General features: G+C 42.4%; 25 protein-coding genes. 8 read left to right on the top strand and 17 right to left on the bottom strand.

Translation table 11 applies throughout. The features are described from left to right. The first annotated feature begins 54 nt into the window (after positions 1-54). From groL to guaB, 3 genes are all read left to right on the top strand, one after another. Positions 55-1,674, top strand: coding sequence for a chaperonin GroEL (gene groL, locus AC27IJ_RS11230; protein WP_312442697.1), 1,620 nt, complete (start codon positions 55-57; stop codon positions 1,672-1,674). A 245-nt stretch (positions 1,675-1,919) separates the two neighbouring features. Continuing rightward, a complete protein-coding gene (locus AC27IJ_RS11225) occupies positions 1,920-2,429 on the top strand; it encodes a DUF6106 family protein (protein WP_312442698.1) in 510 nt (169 codons plus the stop codon). Positions 2,430-2,637: 208 nt separating this feature from the next. Continuing rightward, positions 2,638-4,092 (top strand): IMP dehydrogenase, encoded by a 1,455-nt coding sequence (gene guaB, locus AC27IJ_RS11220; RefSeq protein ID WP_312442699.1) that lies wholly within the window; start codon positions 2,638-2,640, stop codon positions 4,090-4,092. A 58-nt stretch (positions 4,093-4,150) separates the two neighbouring features. On the opposite strand, the gene AC27IJ_RS11215 is transcribed toward guaB, so the two are convergent. The 4 genes from AC27IJ_RS11215 to AC27IJ_RS11200 form a co-directional block, all read right to left on the bottom strand. Continuing rightward, positions 4,151-4,555, bottom strand: a complete 405-nt coding sequence (locus tag AC27IJ_RS11215) for a DUF3842 family protein (protein WP_312442700.1) — start codon at positions 4,553-4,555, stop codon at positions 4,151-4,153. Positions 4,556-4,627: 72 nt separating this feature from the next. Beyond that, entirely contained in the window at positions 4,628-6,064 is a 1,437-nt protein-coding gene (locus AC27IJ_RS11210; protein WP_312442701.1) for a PTS transporter subunit EIIC, read from the bottom strand. Between the two features lie 29 nt (positions 6,065-6,093). Then, entirely contained in the window at positions 6,094-6,999 is a 906-nt protein-coding gene (murQ, locus tag AC27IJ_RS11205) for an N-acetylmuramic acid 6-phosphate etherase (protein ID WP_487148873.1), read from the bottom strand. Beyond that, positions 6,983-7,891 (bottom strand): MurR/RpiR family transcriptional regulator, encoded by a 909-nt coding sequence (locus AC27IJ_RS11200; RefSeq protein WP_312442703.1) that lies wholly within the window; start codon positions 7,889-7,891, stop codon positions 6,983-6,985. Before AC27IJ_RS11200 ends, murQ begins: the two co-directional genes overlap by 17 nt. A gap of 210 nt (positions 7,892-8,101) precedes the next feature. Between AC27IJ_RS11200 and AC27IJ_RS11195 the strand changes: the two genes are divergently transcribed. After that, entirely contained in the window at positions 8,102-8,971 is an 870-nt protein-coding gene (locus AC27IJ_RS11195) for a PHP domain-containing protein (protein ID WP_312442704.1), read from the top strand. A gap of 207 nt (positions 8,972-9,178) precedes the next feature. Here AC27IJ_RS11195 and AC27IJ_RS11190 read toward each other — a convergent pair whose 3' ends face one another. Then, the gene (locus AC27IJ_RS11190) at positions 9,179-9,292 is read right to left on the bottom strand and encodes a transposase (protein ID WP_487148870.1); all 114 of its coding nucleotides are present in this window, start codon (positions 9,290-9,292) and stop codon (positions 9,179-9,181) included. 234 nt (positions 9,293-9,526) lie between these two features. Here AC27IJ_RS11190 and AC27IJ_RS11185 point away from each other — a divergent pair, with 234 nt between their 5' ends. Then, positions 9,527-9,799 (top strand): DUF6809 family protein, encoded by a 273-nt coding sequence (locus tag AC27IJ_RS11185; protein ID WP_312442706.1) that lies wholly within the window; start codon positions 9,527-9,529, stop codon positions 9,797-9,799. Positions 9,800-9,920: 121 nt separating this feature from the next. On the opposite strand, the gene AC27IJ_RS11180 is transcribed toward AC27IJ_RS11185, so the two are convergent. Genes AC27IJ_RS11180 through AC27IJ_RS11170 form a run of 3 tightly spaced genes read right to left on the bottom strand, consistent with a single transcriptional unit; the run spans position 9,921 to position 11,353 of the window. Next, positions 9,921-10,658 carry a polysaccharide deacetylase family protein gene (locus tag AC27IJ_RS11180; protein WP_312442707.1) on the bottom strand — a complete coding sequence of 246 codons (738 nt, stop codon included), beginning with the start codon at positions 10,656-10,658 and terminating at the stop codon, positions 9,921-9,923. A gap of 16 nt (positions 10,659-10,674) precedes the next feature. Continuing rightward, a complete protein-coding gene (locus AC27IJ_RS11175; protein ID WP_312442708.1) occupies positions 10,675-10,953 on the bottom strand; it encodes a hypothetical protein in 279 nt (92 codons plus the stop codon). A gap of 19 nt (positions 10,954-10,972) precedes the next feature. After that, positions 10,973-11,353 carry a transposase gene (locus AC27IJ_RS11170; protein ID WP_442913712.1) on the bottom strand — a complete coding sequence of 127 codons (381 nt, stop codon included), beginning with the start codon at positions 11,351-11,353 and terminating at the stop codon, positions 10,973-10,975. 277 nt (positions 11,354-11,630) lie between these two features. Here AC27IJ_RS11170 and AC27IJ_RS11165 point away from each other — a divergent pair, with 277 nt between their 5' ends. Next, a complete protein-coding gene (locus AC27IJ_RS11165) occupies positions 11,631-11,834 on the top strand; it encodes a DUF6809 family protein (protein WP_442913713.1) in 204 nt (67 codons plus the stop codon). Positions 11,835-11,944: 110 nt separating this feature from the next. Here AC27IJ_RS11165 and AC27IJ_RS11160 read toward each other — a convergent pair whose 3' ends face one another. From AC27IJ_RS11160 to AC27IJ_RS11150, 3 genes are read right to left on the bottom strand one after another with little or no spacing between them, the layout of a single operon-like run. Further along, positions 11,945-12,916 carry an XAC2610-related protein gene (locus tag AC27IJ_RS11160; protein WP_312442709.1) on the bottom strand — a complete coding sequence of 324 codons (972 nt, stop codon included), beginning with the start codon at positions 12,914-12,916 and terminating at the stop codon, positions 11,945-11,947. After that, entirely contained in the window at positions 12,891-13,616 is a 726-nt protein-coding gene (locus AC27IJ_RS11155; RefSeq protein WP_312442710.1) for a hypothetical protein, read from the bottom strand. The genes AC27IJ_RS11160 and AC27IJ_RS11155 overlap by 26 nt, the downstream gene beginning before the upstream one ends. A 26-nt stretch (positions 13,617-13,642) precedes the next feature. Further along, positions 13,643-14,869, bottom strand: coding sequence for an IS110 family RNA-guided transposase (locus AC27IJ_RS11150; RefSeq protein WP_312442711.1), 1,227 nt, complete (start codon positions 14,867-14,869; stop codon positions 13,643-13,645). A gap of 855 nt (positions 14,870-15,724) precedes the next feature. On the opposite strand from AC27IJ_RS11150, the gene AC27IJ_RS11145 reads away from it, so the two are divergent. After that, positions 15,725-16,000 (top strand): hypothetical protein, encoded by a 276-nt coding sequence (locus AC27IJ_RS11145; RefSeq protein ID WP_312442712.1) that lies wholly within the window; start codon positions 15,725-15,727, stop codon positions 15,998-16,000. A 64-nt stretch (positions 16,001-16,064) separates the two neighbouring features. Here AC27IJ_RS11145 and AC27IJ_RS11140 read toward each other — a convergent pair whose 3' ends face one another. The 3 genes from AC27IJ_RS11140 to AC27IJ_RS11130 form a co-directional block, all read right to left on the bottom strand. Continuing rightward, positions 16,065-16,694: a hypothetical protein gene (locus tag AC27IJ_RS11140; RefSeq protein WP_312442714.1), complete on the bottom strand. Its 630-nt coding sequence runs from the start codon at positions 16,692-16,694 to the stop codon at positions 16,065-16,067. Positions 16,695-16,705: 11 nt separating this feature from the next. After that, positions 16,706-17,341 (bottom strand): lysozyme, encoded by a 636-nt coding sequence (locus AC27IJ_RS11135; protein ID WP_487148864.1) that lies wholly within the window; start codon positions 17,339-17,341, stop codon positions 16,706-16,708. A gap of 108 nt (positions 17,342-17,449) precedes the next feature. Beyond that, complete coding sequence (locus tag AC27IJ_RS11130) at positions 17,450-18,676, bottom strand: IS110 family RNA-guided transposase (RefSeq protein WP_487148862.1); 1,227 nt, start codon at positions 18,674-18,676, stop codon at positions 17,450-17,452. A 999-nt stretch (positions 18,677-19,675) separates the two neighbouring features. Here AC27IJ_RS11130 and AC27IJ_RS11125 point away from each other — a divergent pair. Then, a complete protein-coding gene (locus AC27IJ_RS11125; protein ID WP_312442717.1) occupies positions 19,676-19,957 on the top strand; it encodes a hypothetical protein in 282 nt (93 codons plus the stop codon). Positions 19,958-20,055: 98 nt separating this feature from the next. Here the strand turns inward: AC27IJ_RS11125 and AC27IJ_RS11120 are convergent, their stop codons facing one another. The 3 genes from AC27IJ_RS11120 to AC27IJ_RS11110 all read right to left on the bottom strand — a co-directional run bounded on the left by AC27IJ_RS11120 (position 20,056) and on the right by AC27IJ_RS11110 (position 23,990). Beyond that, entirely contained in the window at positions 20,056-20,499 is a 444-nt protein-coding gene (locus AC27IJ_RS11120; protein ID WP_312442719.1) for a DUF5991 domain-containing protein, read from the bottom strand. Between the two features lie 23 nt (positions 20,500-20,522). Continuing rightward, entirely contained in the window at positions 20,523-21,896 is a 1,374-nt protein-coding gene (locus AC27IJ_RS11115) for a PAAR-like protein (protein ID WP_487148858.1), read from the bottom strand. Between the two features lie 684 nt (positions 21,897-22,580). Further along, positions 22,581-23,990, bottom strand: a complete 1,410-nt coding sequence (locus AC27IJ_RS11110; protein ID WP_312442722.1) for a spore germination protein — start codon at positions 23,988-23,990, stop codon at positions 22,581-22,583. Between the last annotated feature and the right edge of the window lie 67 nt (positions 23,991-24,057).

Genomic DNA, 24,057 nt, shown 5'->3' with positions numbered 1-24,057 from the left:
CAGGTTTTAGATAATACGTATATTTATTTTAACAGAAAACAGGAGGAATGAATCATGGCAAAGCAGATTAAATATGGCGTTGATGCCAGAAAAGCACTTGAATCTGGAGTGAATCAGTTAGCAGATACTGTTCGTGTAACATTAGGGCCTAAGGGCAGAAACGTTGTACTGGATAAATCTTTTGGCTCACCGCTCATCACAAATGATGGCGTTACCATTGCAAAGGAAATCGAGCTGGAAGATGCTTTTGAAAATATGGGCGCTCAGCTTGTAAAAGAGGTCGCTACAAAGACCAATGACGTAGCCGGTGACGGTACTACTACAGCTACCGTTTTAGCTCAGGCTATGATCAATGAAGGAATGAAGAACCTGGCAGCAGGCGCTAACCCAATTGTTTTAAGAAAGGGTATGAAAAAAGCGACTGAAGCAGCGGTAGAAGCGATTGCAAAGATGAGCGAGCCGATCAAGGGCAAGGCATCCATCGCAAAAGTTGCAGCCATTTCCGCATCAGATGATGAGGTAGGCGAGATGGTAGCAGACGCTATGGAAAAGGTTTCCAACAACGGTGTCATCACCATTGAAGAATCCAAGACCATGAAGACAGAGCTGGATCTGGTGGAAGGTATGCAGTTTGACAGAGGTTATATTTCTGCTTACATGTGCACCGATATGGAAAAGATGGAAGCTAATTTAGATGATCCATACATTCTTATTACCGATAAGAAGATTTCAAACATTCAGGAGATCCTTCCTTTATTAGAGCAGGTGGTTCAGTCCGGTGCAAGACTTCTCATCATCGCAGAAGATGTGGAAGGCGAGGCTTTAACAACCTTAATCGTTAATAAATTAAGAGGAACCTTCAATGTAATTGCGGTAAAGGCTCCTGGCTATGGCGACAGAAGAAAAGAGATGTTACAGGATATCGCTGTTTTAACAGGCGGTACCGTGATTTCCGATGAATTAGGCTATGAGCTTAAGAATGCAACTCTTGATCTTTTAGGACGTGCAAAATCCGTTAAGGTTCAGAAGGAAAATACCGTAATCGTAGACGGCTGCGGCGATAAGGAAGCAATCACTGCAAGAATCGGCCAGATCAAGGGCCAGATCGAAGAGACTACTTCTGATTTTGACAGAGAAAAATTACAGGAAAGACTTGCAAAATTATCCGGCGGTGTCGCAGTAATCCGTGTAGGTGCTGCAACAGAAACCGAGATGAAGGAAGCAAAGCTTCGGATGGAAGATGCTTTATCTGCAGCAAGAGCAGCAGTTGAAGAAGGCGTTATTGCAGGCGGCGGTTCTGCTTACGTACATGCTATCACTCAGATTGAAGAACTTGTGAAGAATTTAGAAGGCGATGAGAGAACCGGTGGAAAGATCATCTTAAAGGCTCTTGAATCTCCGTTATATCACATTGTAGCCAATGCAGGCCTGGAAGGAAGCGTAATCATCAATAAGGTGAGAGAGTCCAAGGTAGGAACCGGCTTTGACGCATATAAGGAAGAATACGTAGACATGGTAGAAGCAGGCATCCTGGATCCGACTAAGGTTACCAGAAGTGCGCTTCAAAATGCTACAAGTGTTGCATCTACCTTATTGACAACAGAGTCCGTTGTTGCTAATATTAAAGAAAAAGTACCTGCAATGCCAACTCCAGGCGGAATGGATATGATGTAACATTCACGAAAGTGATGAGCAGTGCGAAACGGAATATAAAAATTTTTTCGTTGTGCTTGCACATAAGAAAAAATTTTTATATTCTGTTTCATAGGGCGAATGCCCGTGAGGGAGTAAAGCCACAGGCTTTACTCCCTGCACTGCGGACTTCCGTAACACCAAACATATCCCCTTACACCCAATAAAAGCGGATAAGCTCCCCCCCTGAGAACCCATGCAGGAAAGAGGAAAGGACCCAGATCGTTATGAATGAAATGTATGCAGAATGGCTTGTAAAACGAAAGTCTCCGGCCTATACCATGTTGATAAAAATTGCGATGGGAATCCTGTGCGTGATTGCATTTTTCCTCTCAATGTCTCCGGTTTTCGGAATTTTTGGAGTGATCATCCTGCTTGCAGCCGTTGCGGCCACATACTTTGTATTCCGCAACAGCGAGGTGGAATTTGAATATTTATATGTGACCAACACTCTTTCCATTGACCGGATTTACGGCAGAAGTAAGAGAAAGAAGGCCTGGGAAGGTTCCATGGAAGGGATACAGATCGTTGCCCCTACCGGTTCCACAGAGGCCAGGGATCATGAAACAAAAAACATGAAGGTACTGGATTTTTCTTCTCACGCATCAGGTGCAAAAACCTATACGCTGATCAGTCAGTCCGGAGCTGAAACGACCAAGATCATATTTGAGCCTAACGATAGGCTGCTTCAATGTATGAGAATGACAGCACCACGTAAGGTTGTAAGAGAGGTATAAAAGAAAAAGGAATCAGACGGTTTTGTAAAAGACCGTCCGGTTCCTTTTTCTTTACAGGAAAGACAGCCTTCAATGTCCATGGAGGACGGAAAGAAACCGGAAAATGTCCGTTGACAACCCCTATAAAATTTGTTAAACTATGTAACTAACAAGTAAAAAGGCTTATTAGCATTAATAATAAAAATATAAAGAAGGAGAGGAAAAGTTAATGGGTACAATAATTGGCGAAGGCATTACTTTTGATGACGTGCTGTTAGTTCCGGCCTATTCAGAAGTCATTCCTAATCAGGTTGACTTAACGACCAACCTTACAAAATCTATCAAGCTCAATATACCGCTTATGAGTGCAGGCATGGATACCGTTACCGAGCATCGTATGGCAATTGCTATGGCAAGACAGGGAGGTATCGGCATCATCCACAAGAATATGTCCATCGAGGAGCAGGCAGAAGAGGTTGATAAGGTAAAGAGGTCAGAAAACGGCGTCATAACGGACCCATTTTATCTTACTCCGGAACATACATTAAGGGATGCGGATGAGCTTATGGGCAAATACCGCATTTCCGGAGTGCCGGTCACAGAAGGAAAAAAGCTGGTGGGAATCATCACCAACCGGGACTTAAAGTTTCAAGAGGATTTTAGCAGGAAGATCAAGGAGTGCATGACTTCTAAAAACCTGGTGACAGCCAGGGAAGGCATTACCCTTATGGAGGCAAAGAAGATCCTTGCAAAGGCAAGGGTGGAAAAACTTCCTATCGTTGACGAAGATTTTAATTTAAAGGGCCTTATCACCATCAAGGATATTGAAAAGCAGATCAAATACCCGCTGTCCGCAAAGGATGGACAGGGAAGGCTTCTGTGCGGAGCTGCCGTAGGGATCACAGCCAATGTGCTGGACCGTGTGGACGCTCTGGTAAAGGCTAAGGTGGATGTGGTTGTTTTAGACTCCGCTCATGGTCATTCCGAGAACGTTCTCCGGTGTGTAAAAATGATTAAAGAGGCTTATCCGGCTCTTTCAGTCATTGCAGGAAATGTAGCAACCGGAGAGGCCACAAAGGATCTTATAGAAGCTGGAGCAGATGCGGTGAAGGTGGGAATCGGACCAGGATCCATCTGTACCACCCGTGTGGTAGCCGGTATCGGCGTACCCCAGATCACGGCTGTTATGAACTGCTATGCGGTTGCTAGGGAATACGGCGTTCCAATCATTGCTGACGGCGGAATCAAGTATTCCGGAGATTTAACAAAGGCCATTGCAGCCGGTGGAAGCGTGTGTATGATGGGAAGCATGTTCGCCGGATGTGACGAAAGCCCAGGAACCTTTGAACTGTATCAGGGCAGAAAATACAAAGTATACCGTGGTATGGGTTCCATCGCTGCCATGGAAAACGGTAGCAAAGACCGTTACTTCCAAACTGATGCCAAGAAGCTGGTTCCAGAGGGAGTGGAAGGACGTGTGGCCTATAAGGGAATGGTAGAGGATACCGTATTCCAGATGCTGGGCGGCTTACGGTCCGGTATGGGATACTGCGGAGCAATGAATATCAAAACCATGCAGGAAAACGGAAGATTCATAAAGATTACGGCGGCCTCCCTTAAGGAAAGCCATCCTCATGACATTCATATCACAAAGGAAGCGCCCAACTATAGCATTGATGAATAGACAGACGTTGGATAAGCCGGAGGCGAAGCCAACTTCCTCATAAACAAAGAGGTGGAGATCATAAAAGATTCTCCACCTCTTTGATTACCAGGGCAATGGATTCCGTTAAAGTCAAGTTTTCACAGCCCACCACATAATGATTGCATTTGTTTACCGGTATAAGGATCTTATAGGCACGGCTTTTACCGATGGCCTCAGCCATGGCTGGAGTGATCTCTCCTAAAAGAGAATCGGCGATGACGATTCCAATGGGGCCGATGATAATATCCGCATCCCGGCTGGCCACAAGGACCGGATTCTCACCGGTTGCTCCTGCGTCGGCTCCCGACTTTAACATGGCGGAAGTAGCAATGGAATTGGTTCCGATGGCAATGACCGGAAGTTTTGGAAAGGATTTCTTAAGCTGGGCGATGACGGATTGCCCCATTTTGCCGCCCTGCCCGTCAATGATAACGATTTTCATGGCATCCTCCTTACCCTCTATTGTATTATAGGGAAGGAAAGAAATCAAGTGGAAGGCCGGGGAATTGAAGGCTTAGGCTTTTGCAACTTCGTCCTCTTTAATAAACAGGCTGGTGATGATAAATCCGGCAATGTATGCGATCACCAGGCCCAGAAAATAATTGAGCATATTAACCGGGCTGCTCATGATCGGAATGGCTAACAGGCCGGAAGGGCTCCAGGCAATGCTCTTTACATGCATCAGCATTACATAGGCTCCACCGAATCCGGCTCCCAATCCTGCAGTTATGAAAGGCTTTCCAAGCGGAAGAGTGACCCCATAAATAAGCGGCTCTCCGATGCCTAAAAATCCTGATGGCAGTGCCCCGATGATGATACTCTTTAAGCGCTTGTTTCCACTTCGTTTCGCTTTTAAATAGATGGCGATTGCCGCACCCACCTGGCCTGCGCCTGCCATGGCCAGGACCGGGAACAAGGAGACTCCGCCCATCTGTTCCAGTTGAACCGCATAGATTGGAACCAGACCATGATGAAGTCCTAAAAGGACCAGGGGAAGGAATACGGCTGACATGATGTATCCGGACAGTACGCTGACTATGGGATTTGCGGAATTTACAAGGAGAGATAAGGCCCAGACCAGACCGTCGGATAAAAAGCCGGCAGCCGGCATCAGTACCAGTACAAATAAAGTTCCGGTTATCAGTATGCTTAAAAAGCCGGTCAGCATGATGTCAAGGACATCGGGAACGTGCCTGCGCACCCAGCGTTCTACTTTGGAGAGAACCCAGACACCGATGATGACACCGATGATCCCGCCCTTGCCGCTTATCAGTGTGGAGCTGTTTGGGACCTGTTCATTGTAAAGACCAAAGAATATTGAAATGTCTGTTATCTGTGACATAATGCTCATGGAGCCGATCATGCCGCCAAGGGCAGGTGTGGCTCCAAAGCTCTTTGCTGCATTGATGCCGGTGTAAATGGTAAAATAACCGAGAAATGCACCGCCGAACAACTTAAGTATGGTGACGAGAAGGGTCCAGAAGCTGCCCCCTAATACCTGCGCTGCCTCACCCTGGCTGATGATATTGGCCACACCGTTACATAAGCCTGCTGCAACAATAGCCGGAATCATTGGAATAAAGATATCGGAGATAACCCGTATGCTGCTCTTTAACCCGCCGCCTTTTTGGCCGGACTTTACCGATTCTTTGTTTTCCTGCCAGGAGGCACCGGTGGAGAGCCCTTTGCCTTCCACCTCGTTTGGAATCCCCATGCCCATGCAGATATCCACGAGCTTTCTGGCTTTACCAGGTCCGACTACCACCTGTACATCAATTCCGGCTGTGACAAGGCCAAGTACTCCTGAAAGTTCTTTCAGCTTCTCCGCCTGTATCTGATCCGGGTCCTTTACCTTTAAGCGAAGGCGTGTCATGCAGCTGGCCGCGGCTGCCACATTTTCTTTCCCTCCCGATAATTCCAGGATCTTTTGAACCAATGCTTCATTTGTCATAATAGACACCTCCATATTTGAAATTATGTTTATTCAGGATCCCTTTTTACCCATGCACGGATATGCCCGTGGGATTCCTTTAATTTCTTTTCCGCCTCCTTTGGATCTGCACCCGTTTGTTTCATGGCTATGGCCAGCTTCACGCTTCCACCTGCTTCGTTTAACAGCCTTCTGGCCTCCTCCCGTTCTATTTCAGTGGCGGCCATCAGGATGTTTTCTGCCCGGGCGCGCAGCTTCTCATTGTTCTGTACCACATCCACCATCAGGTTCTGGTATGCTTTTCCGATGCTCACCATGGCTCCGGTGCTGATCATGTTAAGTATCATCTTCTGGGCGGTTCCGGCTTTTAAGCGGGTACTGCCGGTCAATACCTCCGGGCCAACCACCGGTTCGATGGACAAATCTGCAAATTTACTGATAAGGCTTCCCTCATTGCAGGCAATGGATATGGTCCGGCAGCCGATGCTTTTTGCATAGCTTAAGGCAGTCCATACGTAGGGTGTTCTACCGCTGGCCGCAATGCCTGCCACCACATCTTTTGAGGTTAAGGAAAGAGCTTTTAAATCTTCGATGCCAAGAGTCTCAGAGTCCTCGGCTCCTTCTACAGCCCGCCTTATGGCCACGTCCCCGCCGGCAATCAGGCCGATGACCATACCCGGATCTACCCCAAAGGTGGGAGGACATTCGGAACTGTCTAATATACTAAGCCGTCCGCTGGTTCCGGCTCCCATGTAGATGAGCCGGCCTCCGGCCTCAAAAGCCTCACAGACCCATTCCACTGCTTTGGCCGTCTGGGGCAGAACTTTTTCCACAGCCTCCGCAACCTTCCGGTCTTCCCGGTTCATGGCTGTCACCAGTTCTAAGGGTGTCATGGTGTCTAAATCCATGGTATCGGGATTGCGGTTTTCTGTTGTCATCTTACTTAGATCTACCATGATTGGATTCCTCCTCTTTATACGCTTCATCGAAAGGTTCAAAATACGACGGGTTTTTCTTGGAAATGTGTGTTTTCCGCCACTGGGCAAGAGAATATTCGCTGTTACGGTTTGCGTATGCAGTATACAGTATATCGATGACATTTAACTGGCTGATCCTGCTTCCCATGGCTCCGCTCCGGAAAATGGATTCATTGGCAGCCACATAAAGGTTGTAGTCCGCCATTTCCGAAAGCGGTGATACGGCAAAACGGGTGATCAGGATAAATTTCGCCCCTACCTGCTGCATGGTCCTGGCGCATTCGACCATTTCCATGGTCCTGCCGGAATAGGAGATCATCAGTCCCATATCATCCCGGCTCATGTTGCGGGCCTGCAAAAGCTGGGAATGCCAGTCATCATTTAAGATGCAGGGCTTATTGATCCGGAGGAATTTTAAATAGGCATCCCGGGCGACCAGAAGGGATGAGCCGATTCCGAATAAACAGATCGTGCGGCACTTGCACAAGTGGTCAATGCAGCTTTTCGTGACGGATAAATCGGTTAAGTTTCTGGTATCCTCTAAGGAGGCAATGTTTTTATATGTAATCTTGTCGATGATCTGTTCCAGGGAATCATTTTCCGTGATCTCCTCCATTTTTTCCCTGGTGTTCTCCTGCCGGATGGCCAGTTCGCAGATTAAGGCGGCTTTCATTTCCCTGTACCCGGAGAAGCCAAGTTCATGGCATAGCCGGATAACGGTGGAAGATGAGGAAAACCCTTTTTCCGCAAGAGCGTGGACCGAAAGCTTCACCGCCTGTTCCGGAGTGTCCAGCAGGTACCGTACAACGCCGGCTTCTGCAGCGCTCATCTCTTTTTGATATTCTCGCAAACGAACCAGTACACTTTTCATTTACACTTCCCCTTTGTTGTGGTATTAATATATGCGGCATGGATTAATAGTTCGAGATATTGGGCTTCTTATGAAACTTTATGCCGTACATTGGAAGAAATGTCTGGTTTTTGCCTTGTTTTGTGCCAGAAGTTGGGCAATTCATTGACCTTTATACAGGATAAGCCTATAATAGGCCCATGAAAACCTTAGTATTTAAGGAGGTCCTTTATGAAAGCGGATTTTCATATGCATTCCTGTTTTTCTGACGGAAGTGAAACCATTATGCAGATTTTTTTCATAGCAAAAGAGCGGGGCTTAAAGGCAGCCGCCATAACGGACCACGATACGATATTGGGAATGAAAGAAGAAGAAAAAGCGTCAAAAAAGTACTGCATTCCTTATATACCGGCTGCAGAATTCACGGCGGCGGAAAAAAGAATGAAATTTCATGTGCTGGGATATGGGATCGATCCGGAGAATCCGGAATTGCTTCGGTATTCGAATTGTTTTCTGGAACAGATGAATGAGCGGTCCAGGCTTCAGATCCGCAAAATGCAGCGGGATGGAATTGAAATTGAAGAAAAAGAGTTTTTTGAAAAGGCAGGAGGCGGGCCTCTTTACAGGGCAAAGCTTCTGGGAGTTCTGGCTGACCATGGAATCCTTAAAAGAGAGGAAATTATGGAAAGCCTGCATTCTTATTTTGGAAAGGGAGCTCCTTACGAGGAGGAGGATCGTTTCCATTATAGAAGTTTCTATGAAGTTTGCACGATGATAAAGGAGGCCGGGGGGAATGTGGTTTTGGCCCACCCTGGGAAAATTAAGAGAAAGGACGTACAGCTTTATCATGCCCTCTTGAGGGAAGAATGTCTGGATGGCGTTGAGGTTTACCATCATGATAACCCGGAAGATGTCCGGGCAGAATTATTGGCTGTGGCCGGAGACAGGCATCTAATGGTCACAGGCGGCAGCGATTATCACGGTATTTACATGAAGAAACCAGTTCTTCCGGGGGCTGAGGAACTGCCGGAGGAGCTGGCGGAAGGATTAAAGCATCTGTTATCAGGTAAAAGAACAAATATATTTGATTCAACTTATTGACATATCTGTAAGTCAGGAATTCATGTGAATCACCAGTTGATCAGCACTGCAGTATGTGTCTTTTTGTGGAGGTCAATCCCCACATATAAATAGTTTTCTCTTCTCTGCACACTTCCTCCTGAATCTTGTCTCCAGCAATCCAGTCCCCGTACCGGCAACTTCAGATGACAGCGTTAAGCCCGTAAGGACTCGCAAGGGTTCGACAGCCTATTCGGCATTACGAAAACGGTTTATATCGCCGATTTCGGCAATCAATTTGCTTGCTATGGCTATGCTTATGCCGGATATGGTCGTTAGCTTGTAATCAAAAAATTGTAGCATTCGCTTGATTTCAGCCTCTACGAGAGCAATTTCCTCCTTCTGCTGTTCAAGGCAACGTGCAAGGCTTTGTGTGATGAATGCGCTGGTCATGGATTTGCTGAGGGTTCAAATACGGCTCTATAAACAGCTCTATGTTGAAGATGCTGTAAATTTACCCTTATTCTTTATTGCATTTACCGGATAGACTTGTACATCCCTTTCAGGTATCGTTGCTTGTTGAAAGAAGGTGATAAAATGAGTCAAATACTTAAAAATTTGTACTACGGCAACATAAGTTCATGCGAAAAATCATTTGACAGAAATTCTGAGTACGGCAAGGAACTCAGAACTGTGTCCGAAACAGAAGAAAAACTGCTGTCTCTCTTGAATGAGGTAGAAAAAGAACTGCTCCAAACTTTTTCAGATGCCCATGGCAATATGAGCCGAATTGCTACAGCGGACAGTTTTGTGGATGGTTTTTGTTTGGGAATGCGGATTGCTATTGAAGTAATAGAAAAGCAGTTTTAAACCTATAGCAAGGACAAACGCCTTGACTTGACTACGTAGTCATAGACGTTTGTCTCTGCTTTACGGGATAAATCAAAAATACTGTTTTAGTGTTGCCGAAATAACCACTATCTTGACATCATCAGGATTTTTCATAAGATTTAAGCTTATCATAATAAGCTTTAAATTCAAGACAAGCTCCTGATCCGTCAGAAATTGTTATTATTATGGTTAGTCCGTCCTTTTCCAAATAGAAATCATTGACATGAGAACTCCATTCTGCACAACTTGTGAATTGCTCAAAGATACGCGATATTGACTCTTTGTCTGCATGTTCAAAAGCATAAGCAAAACTATTTGGGTCAGTTTCGTCATCCTCTATTTTATAGACAAATAAATCTAGATTCAATGCATCTGATAAAAGTTCAGTATATAACTCGTCTAGCTTTATCAATTCACCATTAACCATATTTACATTTACAGCATATTTAACCGGATAACCATGACTAGCTTCGTTTCTGACATAAAAACCCTTTAACCTTATACAGAGCACTTTATCAGTCAAAAGCATTGTGTCGTATGATATAGTCATATCTAAGCCAATATCACTTTCTTCAGAGGAGTATAGGAAAAGAGCAGCATCCGCTAACGTTCTATTAATCTTGTCTTGCAACTTAATGTCATCGATACCCGAAATTTGAGGATATTCCACAACTACTTTGGTCGCACTGATTATATCTAGCTTTTCAAATCTCTCACTGCATATTGAATATGCTCCATTTGATTGTATATCATTAGTTAATGCTCCCAAATTATCTCTGCAAGCACTTAAACTTATGATAATAACTAAGGTGTAAAGCAATAGTATGAATCTTCTCACTTGACTCCTCCTTATCCTACTTTATGATGCCTTTTACTATCTCATAATAACTGAGCCGGTCATCAATACCGTTATACCCTCCATTTACCGCTAATGAAACATCAAAGACAACACTATTTCCGGTTCTGTCTCTTGGTTCAACGCCATTTGTATCAGATTTTACTGTTTTCGTTATGGTTGTTCCTGCTATATTGCCTAACCGCCCATCGTATTTTTTATTCAGATAGGCATTGGAGCCAACCTCCGTCAATCCGTCTCCAAAGCCTGATTGATTCCAGTCATCCGATTCTTTCATTACTTGCGTAATAAACTGTCTAATGCTGTTTAATCATGCCGTAGACAATATTAACCAAACGGCGCATAATGCAGACCAAAGCCTGTGATTTCGTTTTGCCTTCGCTGATTTTACGCTGAAAATAGGCGTAAAATATCGGCTGATTTGGCTTGCCGCTTTTCGGGACAGTAACCATGCTGACAGCAAGGAAATAGAACAAGCCGTGAAGTTGTCGGTTACCTTGGCGTGAACTTTCCTCTTTTCCCTTTCCGGCAGAACTGAACTTTATCGGTGCAACTCCGGCGTAACGAGCCAGCTTGTCGGCGTTCGGAAAACGGCTTATATCACCGATTTCTGCAATCAGCTTACTTGCGATTGCTGTACCAATACCGGGCATGGTGGTCAGTTTGTAGTCAAGCATTTCAGCATATTTTCAATTTCTGCGTTTACTTGGGCGATTTCCTCGAAAAGCCCGCAGTGCGGGCTTTTTCAGACCTCCAAAAAGGTGCTGTAAAATCAAAAGCGGTGCTGTTTATGGTGCTGTAGTAAAATAGAAATAGTCGATAAATCCGATTGTTCCGGGATTTGTTGGCTATCCAATAACGGCTCACTAAACGGCTCTGTTAGGTAAAATACTATAGTTTCGGCTTATTTCTTTATCGCATTTGCCGTATAGCTTTGTACATCTCTTTGGAGTAATGTTGCTTTCTGAAGTCATCAAAAGTCTGTCCGACAGCGAAGATAAGCTGTTAAAGCTACTAACTGGCACTGAGAAGGAACTGTTCGAAACTTTCTCAAAGGCACAAGGCGATTTGAACACATTCTCGAACTCAGATGCCTTTATTGATGGCTTCTGCTTAGGAATGAGAATCGCAATCGAGGTTATGGAAAAGCAGTTTTAAGGCTATTATGAGGCAAAAGCCTGACTAATACGTAGTCGGAGTTTTTGCCTCTCAATTACCACACATCTATGGCATCAAGAAAGGAATCATAACAATCAAAATGAATTGTACTAATTACCGATTTCAATTATTCGTCCTATATCAGATGAAACATCAAATCTTACAATTATCTCATTTTCGTTAAGTACATCTGAATTAGGGTAAAAAACATATTCGTCACTAATAGTTTCCATTTCACCTGTTTCTTCATTACGCTCTAAGACTGTTTCATGAAAACCCATAATATCTGTTATTTCAGTTTTCACACTTGCTTTTTCAAGATATTTCCTAATTTCTTCATTGCTACGATGAAGATACTCTTGACTATAGTGGCGAATAAGGGTGGGAATTTCGTTGATATATTTATATGTTGAAAAATAATGGTCTGTGGCTGAACCTCTCTCCATTCCATAAATTAGCTGTTTATCTTGATCAAAATTAGCAAGTGATATTTCATTAAGGCGAATATCATTCACAAACACTGACCTAATCGGATCCCATACAAAATAAATCCATTCTAATCTATAATTACCATTAGCTGTATCAAACAATCTGATATCTTTATATCCGTCAAAATTTAAGTCCTCCAATTCAAAACCCAATGTATCTGTGCCATGCACAGATACATTGGTATATCCGAATAAAGCTAATTCAGGTATAGAAATTTCTTGAATTACTCTTCCATCGGCAGAATTTGTTATCGTAAGCTTGTCTAAAGAATATCCGTCTGTATTTTTGTCATAATGAGCCAGTAGATCAAAAACAAATACCGGCATATCCTCTTTTGTTTTTTCACGAAATGTTGTAGTAAAACAATTACTTTCTCCATTTCTAGATGCCGCAATTGAGGGCGATGTCGGTTCTACAGTGAATAATTTACTTTCTTCAAATGACGGCAAATCAGTGCCATCATTTGAAGAATCTATATCTTTTTTATCCATTGAAGAATTATTATCGCCATAATTACAACCTACAGCAGTAACCATCAATGCTACTAACAACATGAGTAATGCTGTTTTACTTAAAATAGTTGACTGCATCATTATAATTCTTCTCCCTATCATCCCATCCAATGGGTACTCTAGATACATCTTTTCCATCTACAATCAATCTTCCATTTTTTATCTCCCATGAAACTTTACCGTACCTAATATTGGCGGCAACATCATTAGTAAGTCCGCTTGGCCAACCATTTACGAGATACTGAGTAACAAGGAATACGCCTTCCGATGAACCATATGTAGTAGCATAATCGTTTAAGCTTCCAACTGCTGTACTTTTTGCTTCTGTAGAACTCCAAAACCAAGCCGCCGCTTCCCAGGGATAATTTTGAGCAATGTATGTTGCCGTATCTACTCCGCTAAAAGAATCATTGACCGTCTTCAAAAACTTTTTGTGTATGTTTTCCCATGTTATTTGTATATATCCTGCACCACGTTCAGTTGTTTTATAGCTTCCTACAGTCGTTCCATCTGCCATTAATTTTTCTAAAGCAATTGCGCCTTTTCCACTTTCGTGTCCGCAAGTAGCCAGGAACAAAATTATGCTATCCATTGATGTTATACCGTATTTTTCTAATGTTGCATTTAATGTAGCAACATCTTTATCGGAAGTATTCTTCCAGCCAAAAGCTTGCAACTGAGATGCTGTAACATACTCCTTCCCCGACCCCTCAGGTGGAAGACTGTGACCTCTCACGAAGAGTGAAGAGGTCGTTTCCCTTTTCAAAAAACAGTATACCATATTTTTCCTTATCCATAAACAGGCAATTACTGTTCTTCTTGCAGTACTGGTTCCCGGTATTCCGTCCTGTGCAGCATCATCCCATAGATGATGTTGACCAGGCGACGCATAATGCAGACCAATGCCTGCGACTTGGTCTTTCCTTCGCTGATTTTCCGCATAAAATAACGGTGGAATACCGGATGATTCGGAGTTCCTGATTTCGGTACCGATACCATAGTGACAGCCAGGAAGTAAAATAAGCCATGTAACTGGCGGTTCCCTTGCCGACTGCTTTGCTCCTTGCCTTTACCAGCCGAACTAAACTTCACAGGTGCTACCCCGGCGTATCTTGCCAGTTTATCTGCATTTGGAAATCTGCGAATGCCCCCGATTTCAGCAATCAATTTACTTGCCACCGCAATCCCGATTCCTGGCATGCTGGTTAGTTTGTAATCAAAGCTGAGGAGAACTTTTTCAATCTCCTGATCGAGCTGAGCCAGTGCCCCTTTTTGATGTTCCAAATCCTGCACCAGACTCATGCTGATAAAATCCCTGGATTCCTGAAAATCCCGCATGGTATTTCCATCGGTTCCTACGCAATCCAAAATAAACTCCGCTTTACTTTGCCGGAATAACTTCGATATTTCTCTTAATTCTTCAGTTAATTCTTCTGCCGATTTCCCTTGCAGATAAACCGGTGAAGGATAGTGTTTCCAAAAATATAACGCACATTTTCCATCAATCTCGCTGAAGAACTTATGATAACTTGGATATGCAACCGATAACTGCTCATGCAGACCATTTTTAAATCGGGTACCATCTTTGACTAATAAGTCTCTGCGGTTTACCAGTTGACATAACGTCCAATGGTTATCGGTTGGTTTTGCATCTGGCAGCGTATGCAACTGGTTGATTAACACCGTTGCCACCGCATAGGCATCGTACTCATCGTTCTTGCTGAGCATCGGAGCACTTTTTCTCTGGTCAAAGGCCAGAGCCGGATTAATGTCTTTTACAATACAGCCTTTTTCAATGAGCCATACGGCTAAGGCTCTGCCATAGCCATAAGCATTCTCCAATCCATAGATTGGAGTCAATCTTAATCGGCTGGCTTTTCTGTTTACTTTGTCTGCCAGTTTCTTAAATTCACTGGGCTTGTTCTCAATCTCAATCACGTATAACTTTTCATTCCAGCAGTTAATCATCACTGCGGTATGTGTCTTTTTGTGGAGATCGATCCCCACGTAAAGATAATTCTCTCTTCTCTGCACATATCCTCCTGTGTCTTGTTTCCGACATACCAATTCCCGTACCGGCAACCTCAGATGACAGCGTTGACTCCTTTGGAGTCCGCAAGGGTTCGACAGCCTATCCACACAAACTGATATAACTTTCACAAGTTATTTGTCTTGTTGGTGGTGTATGATAACTCTGATTCAAATGGATTGCAAGTAGTTTCGGAAATCATTTTAGAATAAAAGAACAGGAGCAGAAGAAAAAAATAAGAGGCAACGGATGGGATTCAAAATCCCCCCGTAAACCCCCGGTTCGCACATTTTACCATGAACAGATTTTTTTGTAAACCCCATGTGCCATTATGACACATGGGTGAACGTCAGTTCTCAAATCGCAGAGATATTTAGAAACCTAGATTTTACTTTGTCTGGCCCTTGTGTCGCCGAAATTTGCCCCTGTTTGGCCTTCCCAGAAGCCCTTCGAGGAAATATGCCACGAGAGCAATCATCAGGCTCGTTGGGGCGATTGGGCGAAATCAAGAAAAAACCGGCTTTGTTCATTGTGACGAAATTTTCCAACTTCATCAATAAATCGATCGGGTCGAAATGTGTGCAGGTTAAAGGGCGGGTGGCTTTTCGCCACCCTGATGCCCGGAAGACAGCGTCCGGCAAAGCCGTTCGCTATATTTCCAAGCCACCCATTTTTTCTGTTTTTTCAATAATGGGTGGCTCAGGAGCTGACTTTGACCTAAATCCAGATCCTTTCCGGGTGGCTCAATTTCCAGTATGTCAGTTGTGCTTAAAATACCCATTTCATATTTAGTGGTATCTGATATCGACTTCCAACACATCTTGCGATATCGTATGTGGTCAGAAGGAGGTGAAAATTTTATGAATGAGCAGGAATTACTAGATATGTTTATTCAGGAACGGATTGATATGTTATTAACAAAACTTAGCAAAATGCGTCCCAAGAAATCAGTAGAGGAACATCAACGGATTTTACAGGCAGAACAATTTATTGATTCCCTTCCTGATAAAAATAGGGAAATGGTACAAGAATACATTGAACGTTTTTCGGATTGCCTTGCTACAGAAGAGCCTTATCTTTATCGGCAAGGATTCATGGACGGGGTTAGGGTTTTAAATCTGCTAGGAAAATTATAATGTATTTTACAATACCAAAAATCGCCAATGCTATTTATAATACAGTAGCATTGGCGACTTCATTTTACACTTTATGTGCTAATAGTATTTTCCCCCAGATTCCAATAAGCATTGTGTCATTGTTTAAAAGAACACATTGCGTACCTATAGGAATGAAGGAATAAGTTTCATATTGTACATCATCTGTAAATGTAATATCAAAACGTAAAAGAAGCGTTTCTGATAGGCTATTATATTCATCAGACTTGTTAACCTTAATCTGTTTTTCTTCAATTAGGCTATATACATCTGGCAAACGAAATTTTCCTCCATTTTGGAAGTCTTCAACGGAAACATACTTTACTATGTACTCTGGATTATCATATATTCGGTCACCTAATCTAAAAGAATTCGTTGAATATTCAATCTCTATACCGATATAATCTTCCGGATTATAAAGATCCTCTTCTAAATTACCATCCTTAGTCGTTCCTGTGTACATTTCTGATGTTAATACTACTTCATCAATTCTCCAAACACCCTGAAAATCATATTCTTCTTTTGACTGTTCAGGTGTTTCATTAACCTGTTCTGTGACGGAGATGTTTTTTGAGGAAACCTGAGCGTTAATATTGCTGATGTTTGCACAGCCTGCTATCATAAACACATTTAGTGATAATAAGACCATTCCCTTATATTTTGATATTCTTCCCATTTACTACCTCTCTAATATCCGTTGATAAAAACCTCTGCTTCTACAGCTCTTCTTTTAGGGTCATCATGCAGAGCGAAAGTGTTTCGCACATCTGCTTCAGCATAGTTTCCATTACCCTGTCGAATGAATTTAGGTAATACCTTTTCCGGCGTTTTTGTCCACCAATTTTCACCATATTGATGGGTAAATGAAACGAGTGCATCAAATTGGTGCTGATTGAGTTTAACATTATTATTATCTAAAAAATCATTAACGGCATCCTCTGCAGATTTCAAATCTTCACTTAACAAATCATCTGCCTTTTGTAAGGAAATATAAGAGGAATTCCGTACAACATATGACACACCATCCGATGGAATTGTTGTTGGTAAAAAACTGGCACCTGGACAATATGTATCAATTAATAATTTAGAATCTGGATTAGCATTATACTTTGCTTGTGAAATCCAATGCCCATATCCAAATGTAATACCTCCATCACTAATATAACCGCCATTGCCATCTTCTTTGAAAACGTAATGAGGATATATGCCAACTAGGACTCCCTGTGCATCATATGCTCCAAGTCCCCATCCAGTCGGGTGAAGGGTATCGGCATTCTGCTCAAAACCAGCTATCATCTTGCGACCATCTGAACTTGTCGTCATGCTCCCCGAACCCTCAGGTGGAGTACTAATATATCCGACGAATGGTGAAAATCTTTATTCAATTAAAAAAATTATAGCACGTCTTTGTGCTGTTTTAAAATAGAAAAATTACTGTTCATTTTCTGGCAATGGTTCTCGGTATTCCGTCTTATTTTTCATCATTCCGTACACTATGTTCACCAAACGGCGCATGATGCAGACCAGTGCCTGAGATTTTGTTTTACCTTCACCGATTTTCCGCATATAATAGTCATAAAATACCGGATGATTAGGTACTCCGTTCTTTGGTCTGGATACCATGGTTACCGCCAGGAAATAAAACAGTCCGTGCAACTGGCGGTTTCCCTGTCTGGAGCTTTGTTCCTTACCTTTTCCGGCAGAACTGAACTTTACAGGAGCCACTCCAGTGAATCTTGCCAGCTTATCAGCATTGGAAAATCTTCGGATATCTCCGATTTCTGCAATCAGCTTACTGGCAATAGAAGTTCCAATTCCAGGCATACTGGTCAGTTTATAATCAAAACTTAGCAGGATTTTCTCGATTTCTTTATCAAGCCCTGCCAATTCTTCTTTCTGATGTTCCAAGTCCCTTACTAAACTCGTTGTGATATAATCTCTGGATTCCTGATATTCCCGTATGGTATTTCCATCATTCTGAACACAATCCAGAATCAACTCCGCTTTATCTCTTCTGATAATAGGAGATATTTCTTTGAATTCCATCGTTAGTTCTTCTGCCGTCTTTTCCTGCAAATGGACAGGGGACGGGTAGGTTTTCCAGAAATACATGGCACATTTCCCGTCTATTTCGCTAAAAAATTTACTATAACTGGGATATGCCATAGATATCTGCTCATGAAGTCCGTTCTTAAAACGGATACCGTCTTTTACAAGTAAATCTCTCCGATTCACCAGTTGCGCCAGTGTCCACTCATTATCTTTTGGCTTTGCATCCGGCAAGGTATGTAACTGATTAATCAGAACCGTTGCCACACAATACGCATCATGCGCATCATTTTTTCGGTACATGGGTGCGCTTTTTCTCTGGTCATAAGCCAGAGCCGGATTAATGTCTTTTACAATATAACCATTTTCAATCAGCCAGACAGCTAAACTTCTGCCATAGCCGTAAGCGTTTTCCAATCCATAAATGGATTCAAGTCCAAGATGATTGGATTTTCTGTTTACCTTTTCCGCCAGCTTTTTAAATTCACTGGGCTTGTTTTCTATCACGACTACCTCTAACTTTTCATTCCAGCAGTTCACCATCACTGCGGTATGCGTTTCCTTATGCAGGTCAATCCCTACATAAAGAAGATTTTCTCTTCTCTGCAATTCTCTCCCTCCTGATCTTGTTTCCAACCGATCAGTTCCCGTACCGGCAACCTCAGATGACAGCGTTAACTCGATTCGCATATGTTTATGCGTTAAGTCCGCAAGGGTTCGACAGCCTATCTACAACAAACCAATGGATGAAAGGACAAGTTATTTCTTTTATTGGTTGTTGACGTTAACTCTGTATTGCATGGATTGCAAGTCATTTCTGGTTTATTTTCAGGAGAAAGAACGGTAGAAAAAAGAATGGAAAAGGGAGCCACAGAAAGAGCATTTTACCCCCTGTAACCCCCGGCAGCCCCATTTTACCATAGAACCAATTTCCTGTAAATCCTATGGTTCACCATGAACCATGGGGGTAATCAGATATCTTTAAAGCGATGGCACTGAAAGCCGACACCCTATTTCAAGTTGGCCCTGCGTCGCAAAATATAGCCCCTGTGTGACCTTTAAAACCGATGGTGGAACATGTATGCCATTCAATCATTACTAAGCCTTGTTGGGCATATTTGAAAACGATTGCTTTTTATCTGATAAATGTTTGGATTACTACTACCTACTGTTCATCTTCCAGTTACTTTATCAGATAAATGTCGCATATATGTCAGTTTTCGCAATGTTCTAGGTCACACATCTGCAATAAGGTTTAAAATCCAGTAACGAATAATCTCCGCTCATTTCTAGCTCTAAAACAAAGGTGAACCATGGGGTCGAAAATGATGCGGGTTAAAGAGGTTATGCTGCTTTACGCAGCTTAACCTCGGAAGACACCGCCCAGCAAAGCTGTGCGGCAGTTTGACATGACATACCTTTTTGGCTGCTGGGGGAAATTGGTATGTCATAAAATTTGAGAATAACGCAAACTCAAGCTTTATTGCCTGTAATTCTGAATACTGGAAAATTAGTGCTTCATTTCTGCGGCTCATCTTTGTTGGATTGTGGTATCGACTTCTAATTGCAACTACGGTATCCTTTGTGGTAAAAGGAGGTGAAAATTTTATGGATGAGCAAGAATTACTAGATATGTTTATTCAGGAACGGATTGACATGTTACTTACAAAGCATAGCAAAATGCGCCCCAAGAAATCAGCAGAAGAACATCAACGAATTTTAGAAGCGGAACATTTTATTAATTCTTTGCCTGATGAAAAACAAGTGTTAATACAAGAGTACATTGAGCGATTTTCTGATTGCCTTGCTACGAAAGAACCTTATCTTTATCGGCACGGATTCATGGATGGGGTTAGAGTGTCAAATTTCTTGGATAAAAGTGTTTTTTAATACCACAAAAAACCGGCGTATTTATCTAAAGCAAAAAACTGGCTTGTGTCAGTATTGCCGACACAAGCCAGTTTTTTGCAAGTTAAATTTTAAAAATATCAATTGATTATCCTTTTAAAATACACTCCTGGTTCTTCATTTTTAGTAACAACTGGTTGAAGTTTTTCCCATAACGTAATTAAGCCATCATTTTGCCTTTGGAATCTCAATAAAATATCACCTTCATTCAGCGTGATGCTATTACGGTCTTCATCCTCATAGTAATCAATGAATTCAAAAAGAATTTCGTCTCCATTATTTACTACTTTTGTTTTTAAACGTAGCAAGGTCTGAAAACCATCAACTTTTATATGTGCATATAGCCCATCATCCTCATATATAGTAACATAATACATCCTGCCAATATTTGGGGGAGTATACTCTTCAAAACTATATTCTCCAACCCAAGAATCCATTGAGTTTGGAGGATTTGTGAATCTCAAGATAACTAATAAGGTTATAATTGACAATACAATTACCATAAATACATTTTTTCTTTTCAATCCAAAATCCTCCTGATTTTTTATTACACATATTCCTGTCTTTTATCAATTACTGCCTGAACAGCCTCTTTCTTGGTTACATTACCATCAACAATACCGTCTACACTGCCATCGAGACCAGCATTTGCTGCATAATATGTGGAACCTTTCGAATATAGAATATAGTTATCACTTTGACCTATCGCATCTGGCCATAGAACCCTCATGTAGACATCCCCCAGAGTACCAAGTTGCCCTTTATATGGGTAAAAGTATCCAAATACATAATCAAGTTGCTCAACACCTGACATTGTTGCTAATGCTGTAGTTGTGGTATGTAACTCTTCTGCTACAGTTGGCATAAACTGTACTAATCCTGTCGCAGAACCGCCCCCCATATTCTTTTGCGCAGGGTTAAATCCTGATTCAAATGCCATAACTGCCATTAAATTATCAGGGTCAATATTTAACGCTTTGGCAACTCCCGCCGCCTTGTCTTTAAAATCTTGAGTCACGTATTGCGACTTGCCCCAGTTATATTGAAAATTATGCCCAGTAACTGGTGAGGGCAATTCCGCTAATAGCTCTTTACCTACCCAACCAATTTTGTTGACATCATAGTAGACCTTTATCCATGTACTATCAGATCCATCTACCTTCTGTGTTTCTTTTGATTCATGAACTTTTACAATTGCTCCTGGTATAAAGACTCTGTTTCCATCTATTTGCTGCCCATATGGTGTTGCTCGGATTTTTAACCTTTCGCTTGCGTAATATTTATCGGCAATCTGCCCCGAACCCTTAGTTCCATTCACTGTTGGAATCTCTACAACCTCTATTATTCCTCCATAAAGGCATACTAGAAAATCTCCTGTAGTAATGGCATCAACATACTTTCCTACCGACTCATCCCATATCTTCACTTTAGAACTCTTGGTCTTACTCCAACTTCCATTTAAAATAGGAATACATTTATGCATGATAAACGGTAATTTGGACTTTAGAGTTGGAATCACAATAGGTCTTTCGGGGTATCCTTCCGGCGTGGGTTTTTTACATTCTCCAAATGTATGTATGTTCTCATTCGCTTTGCAATCAGTGCATATTCCTAAGGGGGAACCAGCCTTTTCCACCCCATGATCATTCAGGATATCGAAGGTATTCATTTTATTTCCTCCGCTGCACCGTAGAATCGATCCCCTTGTTATATATGCATTTTCTTCCTGGAACTGCCCATAAAATGCATAATGTTTGGCCATTAGCTCCATGACTTCTTTTTCATACTTGTCTAGTTTGCCGGCGTCTTTCATCTCAATATATTTCTCAATGAGATTTCCCTGAAAGTTAAACTTAAAATCTCCTATATACGCAGCCTCGCGGGTAACTTTAACTCCAGCCTTCACCGATTCATTTGCCATGCTATGCCTCCTTAATCCAATGAATTGTATTATATCCTCTCCTCAACAGCCAGGAACATCTTGTTTATAGTATCCCTCCAGTGGTCCTTCTCTTTTTCTCATAGCCAAAGTTTCCATGAAGCATTGTCTTCCTCAGATGGACTCGGTTACAGCTCTTTCCAACCAGCTCATGTCATTTTCCATGGATTTTTCAGTCCTTTCTATTACAGAAATCCAGTTATTCTACAATATATATGTATCAAGATGATTCGTCCTGACCTCTTCTGTTTTGTTCTGTTTTAAAAGTCGATATATGATTTTATATCAATAGAAGAGTTGATTGATTTTTATAAATGACATAACGTACCTGTCGCTACAGAAATACTTTCTTTATATTTTTCCCAGAATATCACACCATTTCACAATATCCAATATGATAGCTGAATTTGGTCACTAACTTTCCGAATTTGGTAGACATAGCAGCTGTTGCTCAAAAAAAGACACTGCATCAGCAATGTCCTAGCCTGTCGATAAACTTGCCGGTTCATAGAAAACCATTTTCCGCGTAAGTAAAGAAGGAGAAAAAAGACAGTTTCTTCGTCTTTTTTCGGGGGATATGAAGCGGAAGAATGGTTTTCTACGAACCTTAATACACTTGTCTACAGATAAGTCTTGTGTCATTAATTCTACACTCTTATTATCCGGTTATTTCTGCTTATGAGGAAGCCTTCCCCGGAAGAACCGCTTCTTTAACTCTGATAAGTGGAAGGGAATTAAGGGATAGATATAACTTTTTCCTGCAATGGTTTTGTTAAATACAATAGCAAATATGGAAAGTGCCACGCCTGCCACAAATCCCCAGAAGTTCAACAAGGCGGTAGTGATCAGCATGATCATACGCATGAATTTAAAGGCATAGCCCAGCTCAAAGCTTGACTGGGAATAGTTGGCGATGGTAACAAAGGCCATGTAAAGCATGGTCTCACTGTTAAACCAGCCGGATTTTACGGAATATTCACCCAGTACAATACCGGCGATCACACTGAGAGGTGTGGTCAGCATACTGGGAGTGTTGACTGCCGCAAGCCTTAGTCCGTCAATGGCAAATTCCAGGATCATGAGCTGGAAAAACAGGGGAACCTGTGGGTCTTCAGACAGGCGGATGAATTTCAGCCAGGAGGGGATCATTTCCGGATTTTGCATGAAAAGCAGCCACAAAGGCGTTAAATACAGGGTCAGAATGGAAATAACCAGGCGGGACAGGCGCAGATAGGTCCCGGTCACAGGCGGAAAATAATAGTCATCGGCTTCTTCAATGATATCAAAGACAGAGGACGGCAAAATCATGGCAGAGGGAGAGTTGTCCACCAGGATAACGATGTTCCCTTCCAGTATGGAAGCTGCGGCAGTATCCGGCCGCTCGGAATATTTGAATTTTGGGAAAGGGTTGAACCATTTATGGGGATAGAGACACTCTGCAAGACTTTCCTGGTTCATGGTAAGGGCATCTACCTTAAGCTTGTTGATCCGGTCCTTGATCATGGCGAGAAGCTTTTCATCATGCCGGCCCTTGAAATAGCAGATGGCGATATCCGTATGAGAGCTTTCCCCGGCATTCATGACTTCTACCGTAAACTTGGGATCACGGATCCTGCGGCGGATAAGAGCCGTATTAAAGACCAGGGTTTCTACAAATCCATCTCTTGACCCTCTGAGAACCTTGTCTTTTTCAGGCTCTGAAACGCTTCTGGCGGGATAACTGCGGCAGTCCACTGTCAGGCATTTGTCGTAACCGTTAATAAACAGGCAGGATACTCCGGTCAAAAGCTGCATGATCATGGTTTCATCGTCTTTTACAAGACCCACCTGGCCATAAGGGAGATACCTTTTGGAAAATTCATGGGCATCCGGCGGCATATCCTCCGCCTTAATGGATAATATGTTGTCAAGGATCTTCTGCCACGCATCACTCTGAGTAAATCCTTCAATGAAGTAAAGACAGGCTTCCTGTTCCCCGATATAAAAGGTCCGGTAGACGATGTCAAAGTTTCCTGCTACATCAATCTTTGTGTTTAAATGGTTCATGTTATTGGAAAGGCTGTTGGTAAATTCCATGGCGATTATCTCCTTGCAAATAAAATAGCGGCAAATACTGCAATAAGGAATACCTTGCAGGAATACC

Source organism: Lacrimispora sp. YZC11, assembly GCF_057543815.1.
This window is presented reverse-complemented; position numbering and strand designations above follow the sequence as displayed.

Coding starts and splice junctions, on each gene's coding strand:
- AC27IJ_RS11145 (WP_312442712.1), top strand. CDS start 15,725: ATGAATGAGCAGGAATTACTAGATATGTTTATTCAGGAACGGATTGAT.
- AC27IJ_RS11175 (WP_312442708.1), bottom strand. CDS start 10,953: ATGAAAGAATCGGATGACTGGAATCAATCAGGCTTTGGAGACGGATTG.
- AC27IJ_RS11185 (WP_312442706.1), top strand. CDS start 9,527: ATGAGTCAAATACTTAAAAATTTGTACTACGGCAACATAAGTTCATGC.
- AC27IJ_RS11115 (WP_487148858.1), bottom strand. CDS start 21,896: ATGGCAAATGAATCGGTGAAGGCTGGAGTTAAAGTTACCCGCGAGGCT.
- AC27IJ_RS11170 (WP_442913712.1), bottom strand. CDS start 11,353: ATGCTTGACTACAAACTGACCACCATGCCCGGTATTGGTACAGCAATC.
- AC27IJ_RS11135 (WP_487148864.1), bottom strand. CDS start 17,341: ATGACGACAAGTTCAGATGGTCGCAAGATGATAGCTGGTTTTGAGCAG.
- AC27IJ_RS11210 (WP_312442701.1), bottom strand. CDS start 6,064: ATGACAAATGAAGCATTGGTTCAAAAGATCCTGGAATTATCGGGAGGG.
- AC27IJ_RS11140 (WP_312442714.1), bottom strand. CDS start 16,694: ATGGGAAGAATATCAAAATATAAGGGAATGGTCTTATTATCACTAAAT.
- AC27IJ_RS11225 (WP_312442698.1), top strand. CDS start 1,920: ATGAATGAAATGTATGCAGAATGGCTTGTAAAACGAAAGTCTCCGGCC.
- AC27IJ_RS11125 (WP_312442717.1), top strand. CDS start 19,676: ATGGATGAGCAAGAATTACTAGATATGTTTATTCAGGAACGGATTGAC.
- AC27IJ_RS11110 (WP_312442722.1), bottom strand. CDS start 23,990: ATGGAATTTACCAACAGCCTTTCCAATAACATGAACCATTTAAACACA.
- AC27IJ_RS11155 (WP_312442710.1), bottom strand. CDS start 13,616: ATGGTATACTGTTTTTTGAAAAGGGAAACGACCTCTTCACTCTTCGTG.
- AC27IJ_RS11190 (WP_487148870.1), bottom strand. CDS start 9,292: ATGCTACAATTTTTTGATTACAAGCTAACGACCATATCCGGCATAAGC.
- AC27IJ_RS11200 (WP_312442703.1), bottom strand. CDS start 7,891: ATGAAAAGTGTACTGGTTCGTTTGCGAGAATATCAAAAAGAGATGAGC.
- AC27IJ_RS11165 (WP_442913713.1), top strand. CDS start 11,631: ATGTTGCTTTCTGAAGTCATCAAAAGTCTGTCCGACAGCGAAGATAAG.
- murQ (WP_487148873.1), bottom strand. CDS start 6,999: ATGGTAGATCTAAGTAAGATGACAACAGAAAACCGCAATCCCGATACC.
- AC27IJ_RS11215 (WP_312442700.1), bottom strand. CDS start 4,555: ATGAAAATCGTTATCATTGACGGGCAGGGCGGCAAAATGGGGCAATCC.
- AC27IJ_RS11160 (WP_312442709.1), bottom strand. CDS start 12,916: ATGATGCAGTCAACTATTTTAAGTAAAACAGCATTACTCATGTTGTTA.
- AC27IJ_RS11195 (WP_312442704.1), top strand. CDS start 8,102: ATGAAAGCGGATTTTCATATGCATTCCTGTTTTTCTGACGGAAGTGAA.
- groL (WP_312442697.1), top strand. CDS start 55: ATGGCAAAGCAGATTAAATATGGCGTTGATGCCAGAAAAGCACTTGAA.
- guaB (WP_312442699.1), top strand. CDS start 2,638: ATGGGTACAATAATTGGCGAAGGCATTACTTTTGATGACGTGCTGTTA.